The 18323-nt window shown below is 72.3% G+C and carries 15 protein-coding genes; 3 read left to right on the top strand and 12 right to left on the bottom strand.

Features of this window, described 5'->3' with window-relative positions; all coding sequences use genetic code 11:
• Positions 1 to 530: 530 nt before the first annotated feature.
• The 8 genes from tyrS to argC form a co-directional block, all read right to left on the bottom strand.
• Positions 531 to 1832, bottom strand: coding sequence for a tyrosine--tRNA ligase (gene tyrS, locus ACODR5_RS12535; RefSeq protein ID WP_449855022.1), 1302 nt, complete (start codon positions 1830 to 1832; stop codon positions 531 to 533).
• 65 nt (positions 1833 to 1897) lie between these two features.
• On the bottom strand, positions 1898 to 3325 hold the full coding sequence (argH, locus tag ACODR5_RS12530; protein WP_449855023.1) for an argininosuccinate lyase: 1428 nt from the start codon (positions 3323 to 3325) through the stop codon (positions 1898 to 1900).
• Positions 3322 to 4437, bottom strand: coding sequence for a heparan-alpha-glucosaminide N-acetyltransferase domain-containing protein (locus ACODR5_RS12525; protein WP_488983818.1), 1116 nt, complete (start codon positions 4435 to 4437; stop codon positions 3322 to 3324). The genes argH and ACODR5_RS12525 overlap by 4 nt, the downstream gene beginning before the upstream one ends.
• Before the next feature lies 1 nt (position 4438).
• Positions 4439 to 5362 carry an ornithine carbamoyltransferase gene (gene argF / locus ACODR5_RS12520; RefSeq protein WP_488983817.1) on the bottom strand — a complete coding sequence of 308 codons (924 nt, stop codon included), beginning with the start codon at positions 5360 to 5362 and terminating at the stop codon, positions 4439 to 4441.
• Positions 5359 to 6615 carry an acetylornithine transaminase gene (locus tag ACODR5_RS12515; RefSeq protein ID WP_488983816.1) on the bottom strand — a complete coding sequence of 419 codons (1257 nt, stop codon included), beginning with the start codon at positions 6613 to 6615 and terminating at the stop codon, positions 5359 to 5361. Before ACODR5_RS12515 ends, argF begins: the two co-directional genes overlap by 4 nt.
• Positions 6579 to 7514, bottom strand: coding sequence for an acetylglutamate kinase (argB, locus tag ACODR5_RS12510; RefSeq protein WP_488983815.1), 936 nt, complete (start codon positions 7512 to 7514; stop codon positions 6579 to 6581). Before argB ends, ACODR5_RS12515 begins: the two co-directional genes overlap by 37 nt.
• Complete coding sequence (gene argJ, locus ACODR5_RS12505; protein ID WP_488983814.1) at positions 7511 to 8668, bottom strand: bifunctional glutamate N-acetyltransferase/amino-acid acetyltransferase ArgJ; 1158 nt, start codon at positions 8666 to 8668, stop codon at positions 7511 to 7513. Before argJ ends, argB begins: the two co-directional genes overlap by 4 nt.
• Positions 8665 to 9708, bottom strand: coding sequence for an N-acetyl-gamma-glutamyl-phosphate reductase (gene argC, locus ACODR5_RS12500; protein WP_488983813.1), 1044 nt, complete (start codon positions 9706 to 9708; stop codon positions 8665 to 8667). The genes argJ and argC overlap by 4 nt, the downstream gene beginning before the upstream one ends.
• 235 nt (positions 9709 to 9943) lie before the next feature.
• Between argC and ACODR5_RS12495 the strand changes: the two genes are divergently transcribed.
• The 3 genes from ACODR5_RS12495 to ACODR5_RS12485 all read left to right on the top strand — a co-directional run bounded on the left by ACODR5_RS12495 (position 9944) and on the right by ACODR5_RS12485 (position 13009).
• On the top strand, positions 9944 to 10615 hold the full coding sequence (locus ACODR5_RS12495; protein ID WP_488983812.1) for a protein-L-isoaspartate(D-aspartate) O-methyltransferase: 672 nt from the start codon (positions 9944 to 9946) through the stop codon (positions 10613 to 10615).
• A 37-nt stretch (positions 10616 to 10652) separates the two neighbouring features.
• Positions 10653 to 11783: an AAA family ATPase gene (locus ACODR5_RS12490; RefSeq protein WP_488983811.1), complete on the top strand. Its 1131-nt coding sequence runs from the start codon at positions 10653 to 10655 to the stop codon at positions 11781 to 11783.
• Positions 11784 to 12136: 353 nt separating this feature from the next.
• Complete coding sequence (locus ACODR5_RS12485) at positions 12137 to 13009, top strand: type IV toxin-antitoxin system AbiEi family antitoxin (protein ID WP_449855032.1); 873 nt, start codon at positions 12137 to 12139, stop codon at positions 13007 to 13009.
• Between the two features lie 34 nt (positions 13010 to 13043).
• Here the strand turns inward: ACODR5_RS12485 and pheT are convergent, their stop codons facing one another.
• From pheT to ACODR5_RS12465, 4 genes are all read right to left on the bottom strand, one after another.
• The gene (gene pheT, locus ACODR5_RS12480; RefSeq protein WP_488983810.1) at positions 13044 to 15542 is read right to left on the bottom strand and encodes a phenylalanine--tRNA ligase subunit beta; all 2499 of its coding nucleotides are present in this window, start codon (positions 15540 to 15542) and stop codon (positions 13044 to 13046) included.
• Positions 15542 to 16582, bottom strand: a complete 1041-nt coding sequence (gene pheS, locus ACODR5_RS12475; RefSeq protein WP_449855034.1) for a phenylalanine--tRNA ligase subunit alpha — start codon at positions 16580 to 16582, stop codon at positions 15542 to 15544. The genes pheT and pheS overlap by 1 nt, the downstream gene beginning before the upstream one ends.
• A 96-nt stretch (positions 16583 to 16678) precedes the next feature.
• Positions 16679 to 17623: an amino acid ABC transporter permease gene (locus tag ACODR5_RS12470; RefSeq protein WP_460817257.1), complete on the bottom strand. Its 945-nt coding sequence runs from the start codon at positions 17621 to 17623 to the stop codon at positions 16679 to 16681.
• A complete protein-coding gene (locus ACODR5_RS12465) occupies positions 17620 to 18267 on the bottom strand; it encodes an amino acid ABC transporter permease (protein WP_449855036.1) in 648 nt (215 codons plus the stop codon). The genes ACODR5_RS12470 and ACODR5_RS12465 overlap by 4 nt, the downstream gene beginning before the upstream one ends.
• Positions 18268 to 18323: the final 56 nt, after the last annotated feature.

The following is an 18323-nucleotide window of genomic DNA, read 5'->3' as shown; positions in this document are numbered from 1 at the left end:
CAGCGTTCATCCTGAGCCAGGATCAAACTCTCCGTAAAAAACGAATGCCACAACAAGACCGGGAAAACAGTCACTGCTGCAGCGAGTTCAATCATGACCAAAAAGGATGTCAAAACTGACAATCCATAAATTGATCCAAAGGAATCTCACGACTGACCGAAGTCAGCCGACGAGGTTATTTGGCATTTGACAAGTGCACGCTGTTGAGTTCTCAAGGATCGGACGCACCCAGCCCTGCAGGTCCCCCTGCAGCCCTCAGGGGCAACTTCACTATCTTATCCCACTCCGCCCGGCTGTCAAACCGACACGCCGTGTCGCTCGACTGCCTCTCGGGAGTGAGATCTCCCATCCTAGGTCGCGAGACCGGATGACTCAAGGCCATCTGTTCGGGTGGGAGTGTCGCCTGCTTGGGGTGGGAGCCTTCCGGCTCAACCTCACCGCTTGGCGGCGACAAGGGAATACATTACGCGGATCCCCGGGAGCGGGCAAATCGGGGCGCCCCGACGGCGTGTCGCCCGCGACCGCGCGGGTCAGGCGCGCACGAAGACGCCGGCGAGCGCCTTCTTGCCGCGGCGCAGCACCGACACTCCCCCGGGCAGCCGGCCCGGCACGGTCGTGTCCTCGGTCTCGACCTTGACCCCGTCGATCGAGACGCCGCCCTGCGCGATGGCGCGCCGCCCCTCGGACAGCGACGCGACGAGTCCCGTCTCGACGAGCGCCTGCAGCACCGGCGTCCCCGCCGGGACCGTCGCGTTCGGCAGCTCGCTCAGCGCCGACGCGAGCGTGCTCGCATCCAGCGCGGTCAGGTCGCCCCTGCCGAACAGCGCCTCCGACGCGGCGATCGCCTTCGCCGCAGCATCGGCACCGTGCACGGTCGTCGTCACCTCGAGGGCGAGGCGCTTCTGGGCGGCGCGGCGGAAGGGTTCTGCCTCGACCTGCGCGGCCAGCTCCTCGATCTCGGCGCGCGTGAGGAACGTGAAGACCTTGAGCAGCGTCACGACGATCGAGTCGTCGGCGTTGAGCCAGAACTGGTACATCGCGTACGGGCTGCACATCTCCGGATCGAGCCAGATCGCGTTGCCCTCGCTCTTGCCGAACTTCTTGCCGTCGGCGTCCGTGATGAGCGGCGTGCCGATCGCGTGCACCGAGGTCCCCTCGACGCGGTGCACGAGATCGGTGCCGCTGGTGAGGTTGCCCCACTGATCCGAGCCGCCCGTCTGCAGCACGCAGCCGTACTGGCGGTACAGCTGCAGGAAGTCCATGCCCTGCAGGATCTGGTAGCTGAACTCCGTGTAGCTGATGCCCGATTCGGAGTTCAGCCGCGCGCTCACCGAGTCCTTCTTCAGCATCGTGCCGACGCGGAAGTGCTTGCCGATGTCGCGCAGGAAGTCGATGGCGCTCAGCGGCGCGGTCCAGTCGAGGTTGTTCACGATGCGCGCGGCGTTGTCTCCCTCGAAGCTGAGGAACCGCTCCACCTGCCCGCGCAGCCGGGCCACCCACGTCGCCACCGTCTCCGAGTCGTTCAGCGTGCGCTCGGCCGTCGGCTTCGGGTCGCCGATGAGCCCGGTCGCGCCGCCCACGAGGCCCAGCGGCCGGTGCCCGGCCAGCTGCAGCCGGCGCATGGTGAGCAGCTGCACGAGGTTGCCCAGGTGCAGGCTCGGCGCGGTCGGATCGAAGCCGCAGTAGTAGACGATCGGGTCGCCGCCGAGCAGCTCGCGCAGCGCGTCCGGATCGGTCGAGACGTGGACGAGGCCACGCCACACCAGCTCGTCGAAGACGTTGTCGAACGTCGGGTCGTTCGCCTGCACGGCGACGTCGGTCACTGCGGTCACCGCTCCAGCCTAAACGGCCCGGCGAGCGGCACGTTCACACCTCGCGAGCGCCTCGCGCGCGTGCCTCACAGACCGAGCGCGTGCACCGCCCGCTGCGCGCGGGCGACGAGCTCGGCGCGCTGCTCGGCCACCCGCTCGGGCGCGGTGCCGCCGACGCCGGCGCGCGAACCGACGGATCCCTCGATCGTCAGCACCTCGCGCACCTCCGGCGTGAGGTGCTCCGAGACCGAGGCGAGCAGCGCGTCGTCCGCGTCCTCCAGCCCGATGCCGCGCTCCTCGCACGCGCGGACGAGGGCGCCGGAGATCTCGTGCGCATCGCGGAACGGCACGCGCCGCTTCACGAGCCACTCGGCCACGTCGGTCGCGAGCGAGAAGCCCTCGGGCGCGAGCGCCGCCATCCGGTCGGTGTCGAACCGGAGCGTCGCGACCATGCCCGTGAACGCCGGCAGCAGCACCTCGAGGGTCGTGACCGAGTCGAAGACCGGCTCCTTGTCCTCCTGCAGGTCGCGGTTGTACGCCAGGGGCAGCGCCTTGAGCGTGGCGAGCAGGCCCGTGAGGTTGCCGATGAGGCGGCCCGACTTGCCGCGCGCGAGCTCGGCGATGTCGGGGTTCTTCTTCTGCGGCATGATGCTCGATCCGGTCGAGTAGCCGTCGTCGAGCGTGACGAAGCCGAACTCGCGCGTGTTCCAGAGGATGATCTCCTCCGCCAGGCGCGACAGGTCGAGGCCGATCTGCGCCGCGATGTACGCGAACTCCGCCACGACGTCGCGCGCCGCGGTGCCGTCGAGCGAGTTCTCGGACGGACGGTCGAGGCCGAGCTCGGTCGCCACCAGCTGCGGGTCGAGCCCGAGGGTGGATCCGGCCAGCGCTCCCCCGCCGTACGGCGATGCCCCGGCCCGGGCGCGCCAGTCGCGCAGGCGCTCGAGATCGCGCACGAGCGGCCACGCGTGGGCCTGCAGGTGGTGCGCGAGCAGCACCGGCTGCGCGTGCTGCAGGTGCGTGCGGCCCGGCATGATCGCCGCCGGATGCGCATCGGCCTGCGCCACGAGGGCGTCGACGAGGGCGAGCACCTCCCTGGCCACGATGCGCGCGTGGTCGATGAGGTACATCCGCACGAGGGTGGCGATCTGGTCGTTGCGGCTGCGCCCGGCGCGCAGGCGCCCGCCCAGATCGGCGCCGACCTCGGCGATGAGCGCGGCCTCGAGCGCGCCGTGCACGTCCTCGTCCTCGGGGCGCGGGCGCAGGGTGCCGTCCTGGATGCGCGCGGCGAGGGCGTCGAGGCCCTCGTGCATGCGCCGCTCCTCGTCGGCCGTGAGGTAGCCGGCGGCGGCGAGCGCCTTCGCGTGCGCGTGCGAGCCGCGCAGGTCGTAGAGCGCGAGCGCCCAGTCGAAGTGGGTGGAGCGGCTGAGCTCCTGCAGCTCGGGCGAGGGACCGCTCGCGAATCGTCCGCCCCAGAGGGCTCCCTCGTTCGTGCCGTGTCCGCTCGTGCTCACGCGTCCAGCCTAGGGCGTGTGCCCGCGCGGCCTCGCCCGTCGCCCGCGGCCAGGCCCGCGAGGCGGCCGATCCCCCATTCCAGCGGCCCGCGGCCCACGAGCACCGCCCATGCCGTGCAGGCGAGGATCGTCGCGATCGTGAACGGCCAGAACGGCTCCGTGGCGCGGAAGGCGAGCGGATCGGGGCTGGATCCGGCGACCGCGACCCACACGACGAACTGCGCCGTGTAGGCGCTCAGCGGCATCGAGCCCACCGCGCGCAGCGGCAGGGCGAGCCACCGCAGCGGCGTGCGGCACAGCAGCACGCACAGCGCGATCGCGGCCATCGCGACGCCGCCGGAGCCGACGGCCTCGCCGACGCCGCTCGAGTGCGGCTGCGCGTCGAGCGCGGCGCGCCACCCGTCGGCCGCGGCCCAGTGCGCGATCACGCCCTCGCCGAGGGCCGTGAGCACGATTCCCGCGGCGAGCAGCAGCAGCGCAGTCACAGGCTCGCGCAGCCGCAGCCGGCCGATCCCGAGCCCCAGCGCGACGAACGCCGCCCACAGCAGGAACGGGTAGTTCCACCCGAGCGCGCCGTCCACGGCGATGCCCGACGCGGTGTCCCAGAACGGCGCCGCGTCGATGGCGTGCACGGCGAACGGCGCGGCGAGCGCGATGACCGCAGCCGCCGCGAAAAGGGCGGGCGGGCGCCAGCGGATCGCGGGCACGGCGAGGAGGAACAGGATCCCGTACGCGGGCACGATCACGATGATCGGCACGGGGGTGGCGGCGAGGAGGACGCCGAGGGTCCAGATGCACAGCGCGCGCACGACGAGGCGCCACCGGGCCGCGGTCGCGGCGTGCGGGTCGATGCCGCGCGGCCCGCCCGTGACGAGGGCGATCGAGACGCCGGCCAGCGTGGCGAAGAGGATCGACGAGTGCCCGTTCGCGATTCCCGGCCAGCTCGCCGGCTCGGTCCAGCGGAACGCCGGCAGCTCCACCATGTGGGCCGCGAACATGCCGATCATGGCGATCCCGCGTGCCAGATCGACGCCGGCCTCGCGGCCGGGGCCGTCGAGGCGCGCCCAGTTGCGGCGGAGCCATGCCCCGCGCGCCACCGGCCCCGCCGTCATGTCACTGCTGTTTCAGCAGCCAGACGAGCAGCGCCTTCTGGGCGTGCAGGCGGTTCTCGGCCTCGTCCCAGATGACGCTCTGCGGGCCGTCGATCACGTCGGCGTCGACCTCGTAGCCGCGATCGGCGGGCAGGCAGTGGATGAAGACGGCGCCGGGATCGGCGAGGGACATCGTCTCCTGCGTCACCTTGTACGCCCCGAGGTCGCGCAGCCGCGCGAGCTTCTCCTCCTCCTTGCCCATCGACACCCACGTGTCGGTCACGACCACGTCGGCGCCGGCCGCGGCCTCGAGCGGATCGGTCAGGAGCGTGACGGATCCGCCCGTCTGGGCACCGATCCGGTCGGCGTCGGCCACGATGTCCTCGCGCGGGGCGTACGACTCGGGCGAGGCGATGCGCACGTGCATGCCGGCCATGGCGCCCGCGAGCGCGTAGGAGTGCGCCATGTTGCTGCGGCCGTCGCCGAAGAACGACAGCGTGAGGCCCTTGAGCTCGCCCTTGTGCTCGCGGATGGTGAGCAGGTCGGCGAGCAGCTGGCACGGGTGGAAGTCGTCGCTGAGCGCGTTGACGACGGGCACGCGCGTGCCCTCGGCCATCTCCTCGAGGCCCGCCTGCGCGTAGGTGCGCCACACGATCGCGGCCACCTGGCGCTCGAGCACGCGCGCCGTGTCGGCGGGGGTCTCCTTGCCGCCCAGCTGGCTGTTGGCCGTCGAGATGATGAGAGGGATGCCCCCGAGGTCGGCGATGCCGACGGCGAACGAGACCCGGGTGCGGGTGGAGGACTTGTCGAAGATGACCGCCACCGTCTGGGGGCCCTCGAGCGGCCGCTCCGACCAGCGGTCGGCCTTCAGCCGCGCCGCGAGATCGAGGATCTCGGACTGCTCGGCGGGCGTGATGCTGTCGTCGCGCAGGAAGTGGCGGGTCATGCGGCGGTCTCCTGGGTCTGGCGGTCGGCGACGGCGGCGAGCGCGTCGCGGAAGAGGGTGAGGAACTCCTCGATCTCTGCGTCCCCGATCGTGTACGCGGGCGCGATGCGGATGGTGTCGGGCGCCGGGGCGTTCACGATCAGGCCGCGCTCCAGCGCCGCCGCGACGACATCGCCGGCCACGGGCGCCGACAGCGCGATGCCGATGAGCAGGCCGGCGCCCCGCGTGCCCGTCACGAGCGGGAGGGCCTCGACCGCCTCGCGCAGCTGCGCGCCGCGGGCCGCGACGTTCGCGAGCAGCCCCTCGTCCTCGATGTGGCCGAGCACCGCGTTCGCGACGTGCGCCGCGAGCGGGTTGCCGCCGAAGGTGGAGTTGTGGGTGCCGGGGTAGAACAGCTCGCTCGCCGCGCCGAACGTGATGAGGCCGCCGAGCGGGAAGCCCGCCGCGACGCTCTTGGCGAAGGTCACCGCGTCGGGCAGCGCGCCCTCCGGCAGCATGCCGGGCAGCTGGAAGGCGAACCACTCCCCCGTCCGGCCCGATCCGGTCTGCACCTCGTCGAGGATGAGCAGCGCGTCGTGCTCCGTCGCCAGCTCCCTGGCGCGGGCGAGGAAGCCGGCGGGCAGCTCGCGCACGCCCGCCTCGCCCTGGATCGGCTCGATGACGATCGCCGCGACGCCGCCGGCGGCGAAGGCGGCCTCGAGCGCGTCGATCGTGCGCGCGATGGGCGTGGCGCCCGGCAGCAGCGGCGCGAACGGATCCTGGTACGCGGCCTTGGGCGTGAGCGAGAGCGCGCCCGTGGTGCGGCCGTGGAAGGCGCCCTCGAGGCACAGGATCGTCTGGGCGCCGCGCGGGTTGCCGTGCAGGCGCGCGAGCTTGATGGCCGTCTCGTTGGCCTCGCTGCCGGAGTTGGCGAGGAACACGCGGCCGGACTCGCCCGTGCCGGCGAGCCGCTTCAGGCGGGCGGCGAGCTCGAGCTGCGGGCCCGAGGTGAAGTAGTTCGACACGTGGGCGAGCGTGGCCGCCTGGCGCGAGACCGCCTCGACGAACACGGGGTGCGCGTGCCCGAGGCCGTTCACGGCGATGCCGCCGAGGAAGTCGAGGTAGCGGGTGCCCTCGTCGTCCCACACGTGGGAGCCCTCGCCGCGCTCGAACAGCCGCGGGCGCGCGCCCAGGTTCATGAGGTCGCGCTCGGCGGCCGCCTTCCAGTCCGCGTTCGTCACTTCGACTCCCTCCGGTCGCTCAGTACGGCGCATGCCGAGACCTCCGTTCCGATGCCCTCGCTGGTGAACAGCTCGACGAGGACCGAGTGGGCCACCCGGCCGTCGATGATCGACGCCTTCTGCACGCCGCCCTCGACCGCGTCGAGGCACGCCTGCATCTTCGGGATCATGCCCGATTCCAGCTTGGGCATGAGCTCGCGCAGCTCGGCCGCGCGCAGGTGCGAGACGAGCGAGTCGCGGTTGGGCCAGTCGGCGTACAGGCCGGGGACGTCCGTCAGGATGACGAGCTTCTTCGCGCCGAGCGCCCGGGCGAGGGCGGAGGCGGCGGCGTCGGCGTTGATGTTGAGCGTCTGCCCCGGGTTGTCGAGGTCCGGCGCGACGCCCGCGACCACGGGGATCCGATCCGCCTTGAGGTGATCGACCACGGGGGTCGGGTCGACCTGGACGACGTCGCCGACGCGGCCCAGGCTCTGCTCGACGCCGTCGATGACGACGCCGCGGCGGCGGCCGCCGAACAGCGCCGCGTCCTCGCCCGACAGGCCGACGGCGAAGGGACCGTGCGAGTTGATCTTCGCCACCAGCTGCGGGTTGATCTGGCCCGTCAGCACCATGCGCACGACGGAGATCGCCTCGGTCGAGGTGACGCGGTAGCCGCCCTTGAACTCGCTGGGGATCGCCAGCCGGTCGAGCATGCTCGAGATCTGCGGTCCGCCGCCGTGCACGACGACCGGCTTGATGCCGACATAGCGCAGGTACGCGATGTCCTCGGCGAAGGCGTCCTGCAGCTCCTCGCTGATCATCGCGTTGCCGCCGTACTTCACGACGACCACCTCGTCGCGGTACTGCTTGAGCCACGGCAGCGACTCGATGAGGGTGGTCGCCTTGACGGCGGCCTCCTCGGGCGTGGTGTGCTGCAGGTCGATCTCGCTCATGAGCTGTAGGCGCTGTTCTCGTGGACGTACGCGTGGGTGAGGTCGTTCGTCAGGATGACGGCGGAGGCGTCGCCCGCGAACAGGTCGATCTCGACGCGCGTCGCGCGCGGCGTGAGGTCGACCTCCTCGCGCGGGCGATCCGGGCCGCCCTGGCTGCACACGCGCACGCCGTTCATCCACACGTCCACGTTGTAGGGGTCGAAGGCGGCGCTCGTCGTGCCGATCGCCGCGAGCACGCGGCCCCAGTTGGGGTCGTTGCCGAAGATCGCGGTCTTGAAGAGGCCGTTGCGGGCGAGCGCGCGGCCCACCTCGACGGCGTCGTCCTCGGTGGCGGCGCCGCGCACCTCGATCGTGATCTCGTGGCTCGCGCCCTCCGCGTCGGCCATCAGCTGGGTGGCGAGATCGGCGCACAGCTCGGTGAGCGCGGCGCGGAACGCCTCGCCGTCCGGCTCGACGCCCGCGGCGCCGCTCGCCAGGAGCGTCACCTGGTCGTTCGTCGACATGGCGCCGTCGGAGTCGAGCCGGTCGAACGTCACGCGGGTCGCGGCGCGCAGGTGCCCATCGGTCTGCTCGGGTGTGAGCACGGCGTCGGTCGTGAGCACGACGAGCATCGTCGCCAGGCCCGGCGCGAGCATGCCGGCGCCCTTCGCCATGCCGCCGATCGTCCATCCGTCGCCGCGCCGCACGGCGGTCTTCGGCACGGTGTCGGTCGTCATGATGGCGGCGGCCGCGTCGGCGCCGCCGCCGGCCGACAGCGCGCCGATCGCGGCCTCCGTTCCGGCGAGCACCCTGGCGCGGAAGACCTCGTCGCCCGTGCCGATCAGCCCCGTCGAGCACACGAGCACGTCGCCGGCGCTCACGCCCAGCAGCTCGGCCGCCCTCTCGGCGGTCTGGTGCGTGGTCTGGAAGCCGAACGATCCCGTGAAGCAGTTGGCACCGCCGGAGTTCAGCACGACCGCCTCGACGGCGCCGTCCTTGACGGCCTCCTGCGACCACAGGATCGGGTTGGCCTTGGCGCGGTTGCTCGTGAACACGGCGGCGCCGGTCTTGAGCGGACCGCGGTTGACGACGACGGCCACGTCCGGCTTCCCGGTCGACTTCAGCCCGGCGGCGACCCCGGCCGCCTCGAATCCTGCGGGTGCGGTCACGCTCACGGCGCCACTCCGTTCACGGTCAGCGCAGTGCCCTCGGGCAGGCCCAGCGCGAGGTTCATGGACTGGATCGCGGCCCCCGCGGTTCCCTTCGTGAGGTTGTCGACCGCCGCGACGACGACCACGCGGTTCGCGGCCCGGTCGATCGCCAGCCCCATCAGCGCGGTGTTCGCGCCGAGCACGTCGGCCGTGCGGGGCATCTGCCCCTCGGGCAGCAGCTGCACGAAGGTCTCGTCGCCGTAGGCGGCCTCCCACGCGCCGCGGATGTCGGCATCGCTCGCACCGGGCGCGATGGGGGCGCTCGTCGTGGCGAGGATGCCGCGCGCCATCGGCACGATCACCGGGGTGAACGACACGCGCGGGTCGGCGGCCCCCGCCGCCCGCAGCGCCTGCCGGATCTCGGGGATGTGCCGGTGCGTGCCGCCGACGGCATACGGGTTGGCCGTGCCGAGGATCTCGCTGCCCAGCAGGTGCGGCTTGAGGCTCTTGCCCGCGCCCGAGGGCCCGACCGCGAGCACCGCGACGATGTCGCCGGGGTCGATCACGCCCGCCGCGACGCCCGGGGCCATGCTCAGCGACACCGTCGAGGCGTTGCAGCCCGGGGCGGCGATGCGCGTCGCGCCCCGCAGGGTCTCGCGCTGCTTGGCGCCGCCGACGATCAGCTCTGGCACGCCGTAGGCCCACGCGTCGTGGAAGCCGCCGCCGTAGAAGGCGTCCCAGTCCTCGCGCGAGGTGAGGCGGTGATCCGCGCCCGCGTCGATGACGAGCGCGGCATCGCCGAGCGCGCCGGTGTACTGGCCCGACTGCCCGTGCGGCAGCGCGAGGAAGACGACGTCGTGGCCCGAGAGCGTCTCGGGCGTCGTGGGCTGCAGCTCGAGGTGACGCAGCGAGCGCAGGTGCGGCTGGTGCGCGATGAGCGGGTCGCCCGCGTTCGAATGGGCGGTGACCGTGCGGATCTCGACGTCGGGGTGCTCGGCGAGCAGGCGCAGGATCTCCCCACCCGCGTAGCCAGATGCGCCGGAGACGGCGACCGAATAGGTCATGATCTCTACCTTATGTCCGTGGGAATGGGTGCCTGATCAACGGCGGCACCGCTCCCCCGGACACGCCGGCACGTCGCGGGCCGCCTAGATTCGGCGGGCGCGCGGACGTCGGAGCGCGACGGCGCTGCTCGGAACGAGCTGCGCATCCATCGCGGTCGAGGTCATGTGCGGCAGGCTAGCACGGCGCCTGTCCGCGGCGCGACGGCGCGCGTACCGTGGATCACGCGGTGTGCGCATGAGCAAATCGTCCGGACCCGGGCCCTCCTCACCGCACGACGCGGCGCGGGAGCGGATGGTCGCGCGGCACCTCAGGGCGCGCGGCATCCGCGACGCCCGCGTGCTCGAGGCGATGGCGCGCGTGCCGCGCGAGCTCTTCGTGCCCGATCACCTCGCCGACGACGCCTACGCCGACTCCCCGCTGCCGATCGGGCACGGCCAGACGATCTCGCAGCCGTTCATCGTGGCGCTCACGGCGGAGGCCGCGCGGATCTCCCCCGGCGACCGCGTGCTCGACGTCGGCACCGGATCGGGCTACGCGGCGGCGGTGTATGCGGCGATGGGCGCGCGGGTGTGGTCGGTGGAGTACGTGCCCGACCTCGCGGAGCGGGCGCGGGCGGCGCTCGACGCCGCGAGCGCGGCCCACGTGCGCGTCGTCGTCGGCGACGGCTCGCGCGGGCTGCCGGAGCACGCGCCCTTCGACGCGATCCTCTCCGCCGCTGCGGCCCCCGACATCCCGCCGCCGTGGCGCGCGCAGCTCGCGGACGGCGGGCGCATCGTCATGCCGCGGGAGCGCCATGCGGGCTGGCAGCAGCTCGTGCGCGTCACGCGCCGCGGCGACCGCGAGGAGCCGGACGATCTGGGCCCCGTGCGCTTCGTGCCGCTGCGCGGCGAGCACGGGAGGGCCTGAGCCCGCGGATGTCGGCGGCGCGCGGCAGGATGGGCGGGTGATCACCGCTCTTGCCGTGGCCGGCTACCGCTCCCTCGTCGATCTCGTCGTGCCGCTGGGCAGGGCGACCGTCGTGACGGGAGGGAACGGATCGGGCAAGAGCAGCCTGTACCGCTCGCTGCGCCTGCTGGCCGCCGCCGCGCAGGGGCGCACGATCGCCGCTCTCGCCGAGGAGGGCGGGCTGTCGTCGGCGCTGTGGGCCGGGCCCGAGACGCTGGGATCGGCGAGCGGGACGGTGCGGCGCGGGCCGGTGTCGCTGCGGCTCGGCTTCGCCTCCGAGGAGCTCGGCTATCTCGTCGACCTGGGGCTGCCGCAGATCGACTCGCGCTCGCTGTTCGTGCGCGATGCGGAGATCAAGCGCGAGCAGGTGTTCGCGGGGCCGCTCGCGAAGCCGGCGACGACGTTCGTGGACCGCGACCGCGCGGGCGTGCGGGTGCGCGAGGACGCGTGGCGCGCGCTGCCGGGCGCCCTTGCGCCGCACGAGTCGATCCTGACCGACGTGGCCGACACCGACGCGGGCCCCGAGCTGCTCGCGCTGCGCCGCACGCTGTCGTCGTGGCGCTTCTACGACCACTTCCGCACCGACAGGGACGCGCCCGCGCGGCAGCCGCAGGTCGGCACGCGCGTGCGCCACCTCGCGCACGACGGCGCCGACCTCGCGGCCACGTGGGCGTCCGCCGAGGACGCGGGGCTCGATCTGGCCGCCGACGTCGCCGCGGCTTTTCCGGGCGCCCGCGTCGCCGTCGAGACCGGCGAGGACGGGCGCTTCCGCCTGCGCATGCACCAGCGGGGGCTGCTGCGCCCGCTCGAGGCGGCGGAGCTGTCGGACGGCACGCTGCGCTACCTGCTGCTGATCGCGGCCCTGCGGCCCGCGCGCCCGGCCCCGCTCATCGTGCTCAACGAGCCGGAGTCCAGCCTGCACCCCGACCTGCTCGATCCGCTCGCCGCGCTCATCCGCGAGGCGTCGGACGAGACCCAGGTGCTCGTCGTGACGCATGCGGCCCGGCTCGCCGCGGCGCTGGAGGCCGCAGGCGGCGAGCGCGTCGAGCTCACCTCGACAGGCGAGGGCACGCGCGTCGTCGGCCAGCTGCCCCTCGAGGCACCGCCCTGGCGCTGGCCCTCCCGCTGACCGGCTGATCCGCCGATCCGCTGATCCGCTGATCCGCTGATCCGCGAGAATCCAACCCCGCGCCGAGAATCCACGGGCGCTTGGATTCTCGGCGCGCAAATGGATTCTCAGCGAAGCGGAGGAAGCGGGGCGGCGCGCGTTCACAGGGGGGTGTGGGGCGGATTCTGTCCACAGGTTGAGGGGGAACGCGGGGGCGAGGGCGAGGCAGGCGCGAGCGTGGGTGCATGGCACGAGTCGATATGCGTTCGGGGTCCCTGCGTCCTGCGCCCCTTCCGCTTCTCCGCCGGGCAGACTCGGCTTCCCGCCTGGACGCGGCTCATCGGCGCGGTGAGCTGCATCGTGTGAGTCGCGGTGTGTTCGCACCCGCGGCCGCGTGGCACACGCTGCGCCCGTCGGAGCGCTATCTCGCTCGGGTGCACGCCTACGCCGCCACGCATCCCGACGCCATCTTCATGCTCGAGGCAGCGGCGGTGCTCTACGGGCTCCCCGTCGCCGGTCGCCTCGATGACGTGCATGTCCTCTCCCCGGGCACCGCGGCGGGTCGACGGGTCGCGGGCGTGCGTTTCCACGTGACCGGCGAGGAGAGGCGGATGCGCCGCGAGGACGGCATCCTCGTCGTCGCACCGGAAGAGCTCGCGGTCGACATTGCACGCGCACGGCATCCTGCCATCGCCCTGATGACCGCCGATGCCGTGCTGCGATCAATCGGAGGGGGTGCGCACGACCTGCTCCTCGCGCGGAACGAGGATCGCGCGAGCAGCCGCGGCCGCGCCGCGGCTCGCTGGGCGCTCGAGCGCGCCACGCCGCTCGCGGAGAGCGCGCTCGAGTCGATCAGCCGCGCGGTCATCGAGTGGCTCGGGTACCCGCAGCCCGACCTGCAGGTGGCCTTCCATCCGAGCGACGGCTTGCACTACCGCGCCGACATGTTCTGGCCCGAGGAGCGCGTGATCGGCGAAGCGGACGGGCGCGTGAAGTATGACGGGACCCACGGGGACGGCGCCACGGCGGTCTGGGAGGAGAAACGGCGTGAGGACGAGCTGCGTCGGCACGTCGCCGGGTTCGCGCGCTGGGGGCATGCGGACGTTCGCCTCGTCGATCCCTTCGACGCGATCCTGCGAACCGCTGGCCTGCGCCCTCTCCGCCCGCGATCCGAGCACCCCCTGCTCACGCTGCGAGCCGCGCTCGAACGTCGAGAATCCACCGCCGCGCCGAGAATCCATGGGTGACTGGATTCTCGGCGCGCAAGTGGATTCTCGCGGGTCAGTCGCGGAGCTTGGCGTCGAAGCGCGTCTCGGCCAGGGAGACGCCCGCGAGCTTCGCCTCGGTCGCCTCGGCCGCCGTGAGGGTGCGGTCGGGGGCACGGAAGCGCAGCGCGAACGTGAGGCTCTTCGATCCCTCGGCCACTCCCTCGCCGCGGTAGTCGTCCACGAGGCGGATCGACTCGAGCAGCTCCCCCGCGCCCTCGACCAGCGCGGCGCGCAGCTCGGCGGCCGGCAGCGCGGCATCCACGACGAGCGAGACGTCCTGCGTGGCGGCGGGATACGTCGACAGCGAGGCCACGACGACCCGCTCGCCCGCAAGCGACAGGAGCAGGTCGAGATCGAGCTCGGCCACCGTGACGCGGCCGGGCAGGTCGGCGTCCGCGGCCACCTGCGGCAGCAGCTCGCCCACGTAGCCGACCTCGGTGCCGCCGACCGACAGCACGCCCGCGCGGCCCGGGTGCAGCGCGGCGCGCGCACCCTGCGCCACGTCGATCTCGACGCCCGCCGCCACCGCGATCGTGCGGACGGCGTCGAGCGCGACCTCGAGGCCCGCGGCCTCGGCCGCGCGGCCCGGCTGCTTGGGCGCGACGTTGCCCGCCAGCAGCAGCGCGACGTGACGCGGCTGCGGCGGCACGGCGGCGCGCAGGCGCGCGATCATGTCGTCCGAGGGGCGCTCCCCGCGCGGCGGGTTCACGTCGGTGCCGTAGTCCACGCCGGGCTCCGGCAGGAAGACGCTGCCCACCTCGAACAGCGCGAGATCGGTCATGCCGCGCGACAGGTTGCGGTGCGCGGTCTGCAGCAGGCCAGGCACGAGCGAGCGGCGCAGGAACGGCGCCGTCTGGTCGAGCGCGTTGGCCAGCCGGATGCTCGGCAGCTCCTCCCCGGTCGCCGATCCGTGCAGGTCGTTCTGCGCCTCCGACACGAACGGGAACGACGGCGTCTCGACGAAGCCGGACGCGGCGAGGGCGTTCGCGACGCGGCGGCGTCCCTGCTGCGCGGGTGTGTATCCGCGGCCCGAGGGCGGGGTGGGCAGGATCGAGGGCACCTTGTCGACGTCGTCGACGCGCGCGACCTCCTCGGCCAGCGTCCACTTGTCCGTGAGATCCGGGCGCCAGGACGGCGGCGTGACGGTCCAGCCGTCGGCGGCGTCGGCGACGGCGCAGCCGATGAGCTCGAGCGTCTCGCGGATGCGCTCCGGCGCGTAGTCCACGCCGATGAGGCCGGGCACGAACGCCGCAGGAAGGGCGATGGGCTCGGGCTCGACGACGGCGCCGACCGACGAGCCGAGCGCGTCGGCGGTGCCGCCGGCCAGCTCCACCATGAGGTCCACGACGCGCTGCGCCGCGACGGGCGCGATGAGCGGATCGACGCCGCGCTCGAAGCGGCGCGACGCCTCGCTCGGCAGCTTGTGCCGACGCGCCGTGCGCGCGATCGAGACCTGATCGAACGTCGCCGCCTCCACGAGCACGTTCGTCGTGGCGGCGCTCATCTCCGTCTTCGCGCCGCCCATGACGCCGGCCAGGCCGATCGGGCCGGACTCGTCGGTGATGAGCAGGTCCTCGGCGAACAGCGTGCGCGTCTGGCCGTCGAGCGTCTCGAGGGTCTCCCCCTCGCTCGCACGGCGCACGGTGATGCCGCCCGCGAGGGTGTCGAGGTCGTAGCCGTGGATGGGCTGGCCGAGCTCGATCATGACGTAGTTGGTGATGTCGACGAGCAGCGAGATCGAGCGCACGCCTGCCAGCGACAGCCGCGCCACCATCCAAGGCGGTGTCGGCCGCGAGGCGTCGACGCCGCGCACGACGCGCGTGACGAACTCGCTCGCGCCGATGCGGCCGCGGATCGGGGCCTCGTCGCGGATCGCGACGGGGAATCCGGAGGCCGCCGCGACGTCGTCGCGCAGGCCAGGATCGATGAAGCGCGCGCCCGTCGAGAGGGCGTACTCGCGCGCGAGGCCGCGGATCGACAGGGCGTAGCCGCGGTCGGGGGTGACGTTCACGTCGACCGCGACGTCGTCGAGGCCGAGCAGCGCGATGACATCCGTGCCCACCTCGGGATCGATCCCCCACTCGACGAGCCGGATGATGCCGGAGTGCTCGTCGCCGAGGCCCAGCTCCTTGGCCGAGGCGATCATGCCGTCGGAGACGTGCCCGTAGGTCTTGCGCGCCGCGATGGGGAACGGGCCGGGCAGCACGGCGCCCGGCAGCGTCACCACGACCTTGTCGCCCTGGACGAAGTTGGACGCGCCGCACACGATGCCGCGCACGCCGCCGTTCGCCTCGCCCACGTCGACCTGGCACCAGCGGATCGTCTTGCCGTTCGACTGCGGCTCCTCGACGAACTCGAGCACCTTCCCGACAACGATCGGCCCCGTCAGGTCGAAGGAGATGACCTCCTCCTCCTCGAAGCCGACCGACACGAGCGCCGCGAAGACGTCCTCCGGGGTCGCGTCCTGAGGGACCTCGACGAACTCACGCAGCCACGAAAGCGGGACGCGCATCACACCACCATCCCGAACTGCTCGCTGAAGCGCACATCGCCCTCGGCCATGTCGCGCATGTCCTGCACGTCCGAGCGGAACATGAGGGCCCGCTCGATCCCGATCCCGAACGCGAAGCCGCTGTAGACCTCCGGGTCGATCCCCGCCGCGCGCAGCACGTTCGGGTTGACCATGCCGCAGCCGCCCCACTCGATCCAGCGCGCGCCGCCCTTGAAGGTCGGGTGCCACAGGTCGAACTCGGCGCTCGGCTCCGTGAACGGGAAGTAGTTGGTGCGCAGGCGGGTCTTCGCCTCGGGGCCGAACAGCTCGCGCGCGAGGTGGTCGAGCGTGCCCTTCAGGTGCGCCATCGTGATGCCCTTGTCGACGACCAGGCCCTCGGCCTGCGTGAAGACGGGCAGGTGCGTCGCGTCGAACTCGTCGGTGCGGTACACCTTGCCCGGGCACAGCACGTAGATCGGCACGTCGCGCTCGAGCATCGAGCGCATCTGCACGGGGCTCGTGTGCGTGCGCATGACGAGGTGGCGGTCGACCGGATCGACGAAGAAGGTGTCCTGCATCTGGCGGGCGGGGTGGTCCTCGTCGAGGTTGAGGGCGTCGAAGTTGAACCACTCGTGCTCGAGCTCGGGGCCCTCCGCGATCTCCCATCCCATGCCCACGAAGATGTCGCTGATCTGCTCCTGCAGCAGGCTCATGGGGTGGCGCGCGCCCGTGCGGGTCCGGCTCGCGACGGCGGTGATGTCGATGCGCTCGGCCTCGAGCCGCGCGGCGAGCTCGGCCTGCGCCAGCTCGTCCTCGCGCGCCGCGAACGCCTGGTTCACGCGGCCGCGCGCGGCGCCGACGAGCTTGCCGTACTCGGCCTTGTGCTCCTTGGCGACGTGACGCATCTGCGCGTTCAGCGCGGCGAGCGGGCTGCCCTCCCCCTGGTGGGCGGCGCGGGCGGCCTTGAGCGACGCGGTGTCGGTGGCGGCGGCGACGGCGGCGAGCGCATCGGCCACCGCGGCCTCGACGGCCTCTGGCGTGATCTCGGGTGCATCGGACACGAGAGTCGAGTCTAGTTCGTCGCGGTTCCCGTCCCCGCCGGGGAGCGACGACGCCCCCGCGGATCCGGGATCCGCGGGGGCGTCGTCAGCGGCGGGTCAGAGGCGGCCGTCGCCGTGCCCCGCCCCACCGTCGCGCGAAGCGAACACGTCCGCATCCTGCTGGGCGATGACCTGGGTGATGGTCGACTCCTGGTGCAGACGCGGGGCGATCGCGTCCTGAGCGGCCTTCACACGCGGCGACTTCGACATGCGCTTCTCGACGAGCCGCGCCACCAGCGAGAGGAGGAGGCACATCCCGATGTAGATGCCGCCGATGATGATCGCCGCGGGGATGTACGGCCGGCCCGTCTGCAGGTTGCCGCCGATGAGCTTGGCCACGTACAGCAGCTCCTCGTACGTGATGATCGAGCCGAGCGCGGTGTCCTTGAGGCACACGACCAGCTGGGCGAGGATGACGGGCATCATCGCCCGCACGGCCTGCGGCATCAGGATGAACGTCATGACGCCCGACTTGCGCAGGCCGATGGCGTAGCCGGCCTCGCTCTGACCGCGCGGCAGCGAGTGGACGCCGGCGCGCAGCGCCTCGGCGATCACCGAGCCGTTGTAGGCGATGAGCGCGATGACCACGGCCGCATACGGCGACATCGAGACGCCGATCGACGGCAGGCCGTAGTACAGGATCATCATCATGATCAGAACCGGGACGGCGCGGAACACCTCGGTGATCACCGTGAACGGCACGCGCACCCACGCGTGGTCCGACAGCCGGCCGACCGCGAGGACGAAGGCGAAGACGATGGAGCCGACACCCGCCGTCGCGAAGGCGAGCACTGTCTGCACCAGCGCCGGAAGGATCTGGTTCTGCCACACGTAGGTGTAGGAGAACACCGACCACTTCTGCGCCGTGAACTGACCCGAGGCGATGAACAGCCAGATGACCCACGCGAGCAGCGCGATGAGCACCACGACGGTGAGCGCGCCGAGGATGCGGTTGCGCAGGATCGCCTTCGGACCCGGGACGTCGTACAGGACCGAGGTCATCGCAGCACCTTCCATCGGGTCTCGAGCGTTCGCTGCAGCCACGACAGCAGCAGGACCATCGCGACGAAGAATCCGGCGATCCACAGCAGCACGACCATCGCCGGTTCCCCACGCTCGGAGAGGTTCGCGCGCATCGAGCCGAGCTCCACGACCGAGAATCCCGCAGCGACCGTCGTGTTCTTGAGCAGCGCGATGAACACGCTCATCATCGGCGGGACGATCGAGCGGAACGCCTGAGGCAGAACGATGAGCGTCATCACCTGACCGAACGGCAGCCCGATCGCGCGGGCCGCCTCGGCCTGTCCGACGGGGACGGTGTTGATGCCCGCCCGCAGGGCCTCGGCGACATAAGTGGCCGTGTAGAAGCCGAGCGCGAGAATCGCCAGCGAGGTGTAGCTGAGGTCGACGAGGTCGAGCGCCGGGAAGCCCAGCGCGAAGAAGAAGAAGATGAGGGTCAGCGGCGTGTTGCGCACGAGGTTGACGTACGCCGTGCCGACGGCGCGCGCGATCGGCACGGGCGAGACGCGCATCGCGCCCACGATCGTCCCGAGGACCAGCGCCATGACGCCGCTCACCACGAACAGCAGCACGGTGTTGCCCAGCGCATCGCCCCAGAGATCGAGGTTGTCAATCAGGGTGTCCACGTCCGCCTTCCCAGGAAGTCGTTCCGCGGGGGGGGGGGGGGGGGGGGGGGGGGGGG

This window comes from Microbacterium sp. FG3 (assembly GCF_057809335.1).
Note: the sequence above shows the minus strand (reverse complement) of the source record. Positions and strands in the feature narration are given on the sequence as shown.

Coding starts and splice junctions, on each gene's coding strand:
- ACODR5_RS12525 (WP_488983818.1), bottom strand. CDS start 4,437: ATGACGGCGGGGCCGGTGGCGCGCGGGGCATGGCTCCGCCGCAACTGG.
- argF (WP_488983817.1), bottom strand. CDS start 5,362: ATGACCCGCCACTTCCTGCGCGACGACAGCATCACGCCCGCCGAGCAG.
- ACODR5_RS12515 (WP_488983816.1), bottom strand. CDS start 6,615: ATGCGCCGTACTGAGCGACCGGAGGGAGTCGAAGTGACGAACGCGGAC.
- argB (WP_488983815.1), bottom strand. CDS start 7,514: ATGAGCGAGATCGACCTGCAGCACACCACGCCCGAGGAGGCCGCCGTC.
- argC (WP_488983813.1), bottom strand. CDS start 9,708: ATGACCTATTCGGTCGCCGTCTCCGGCGCATCTGGCTACGCGGGTGGG.
- ACODR5_RS12495 (WP_488983812.1), top strand. CDS start 9,944: ATGAGCAAATCGTCCGGACCCGGGCCCTCCTCACCGCACGACGCGGCG.
- pheT (WP_488983810.1), bottom strand. CDS start 15,542: ATGCGCGTCCCGCTTTCGTGGCTGCGTGAGTTCGTCGAGGTCCCTCAG.
- ACODR5_RS12470 (WP_460817257.1), bottom strand. CDS start 17,623: ATGACCTCGGTCCTGTACGACGTCCCGGGTCCGAAGGCGATCCTGCGC.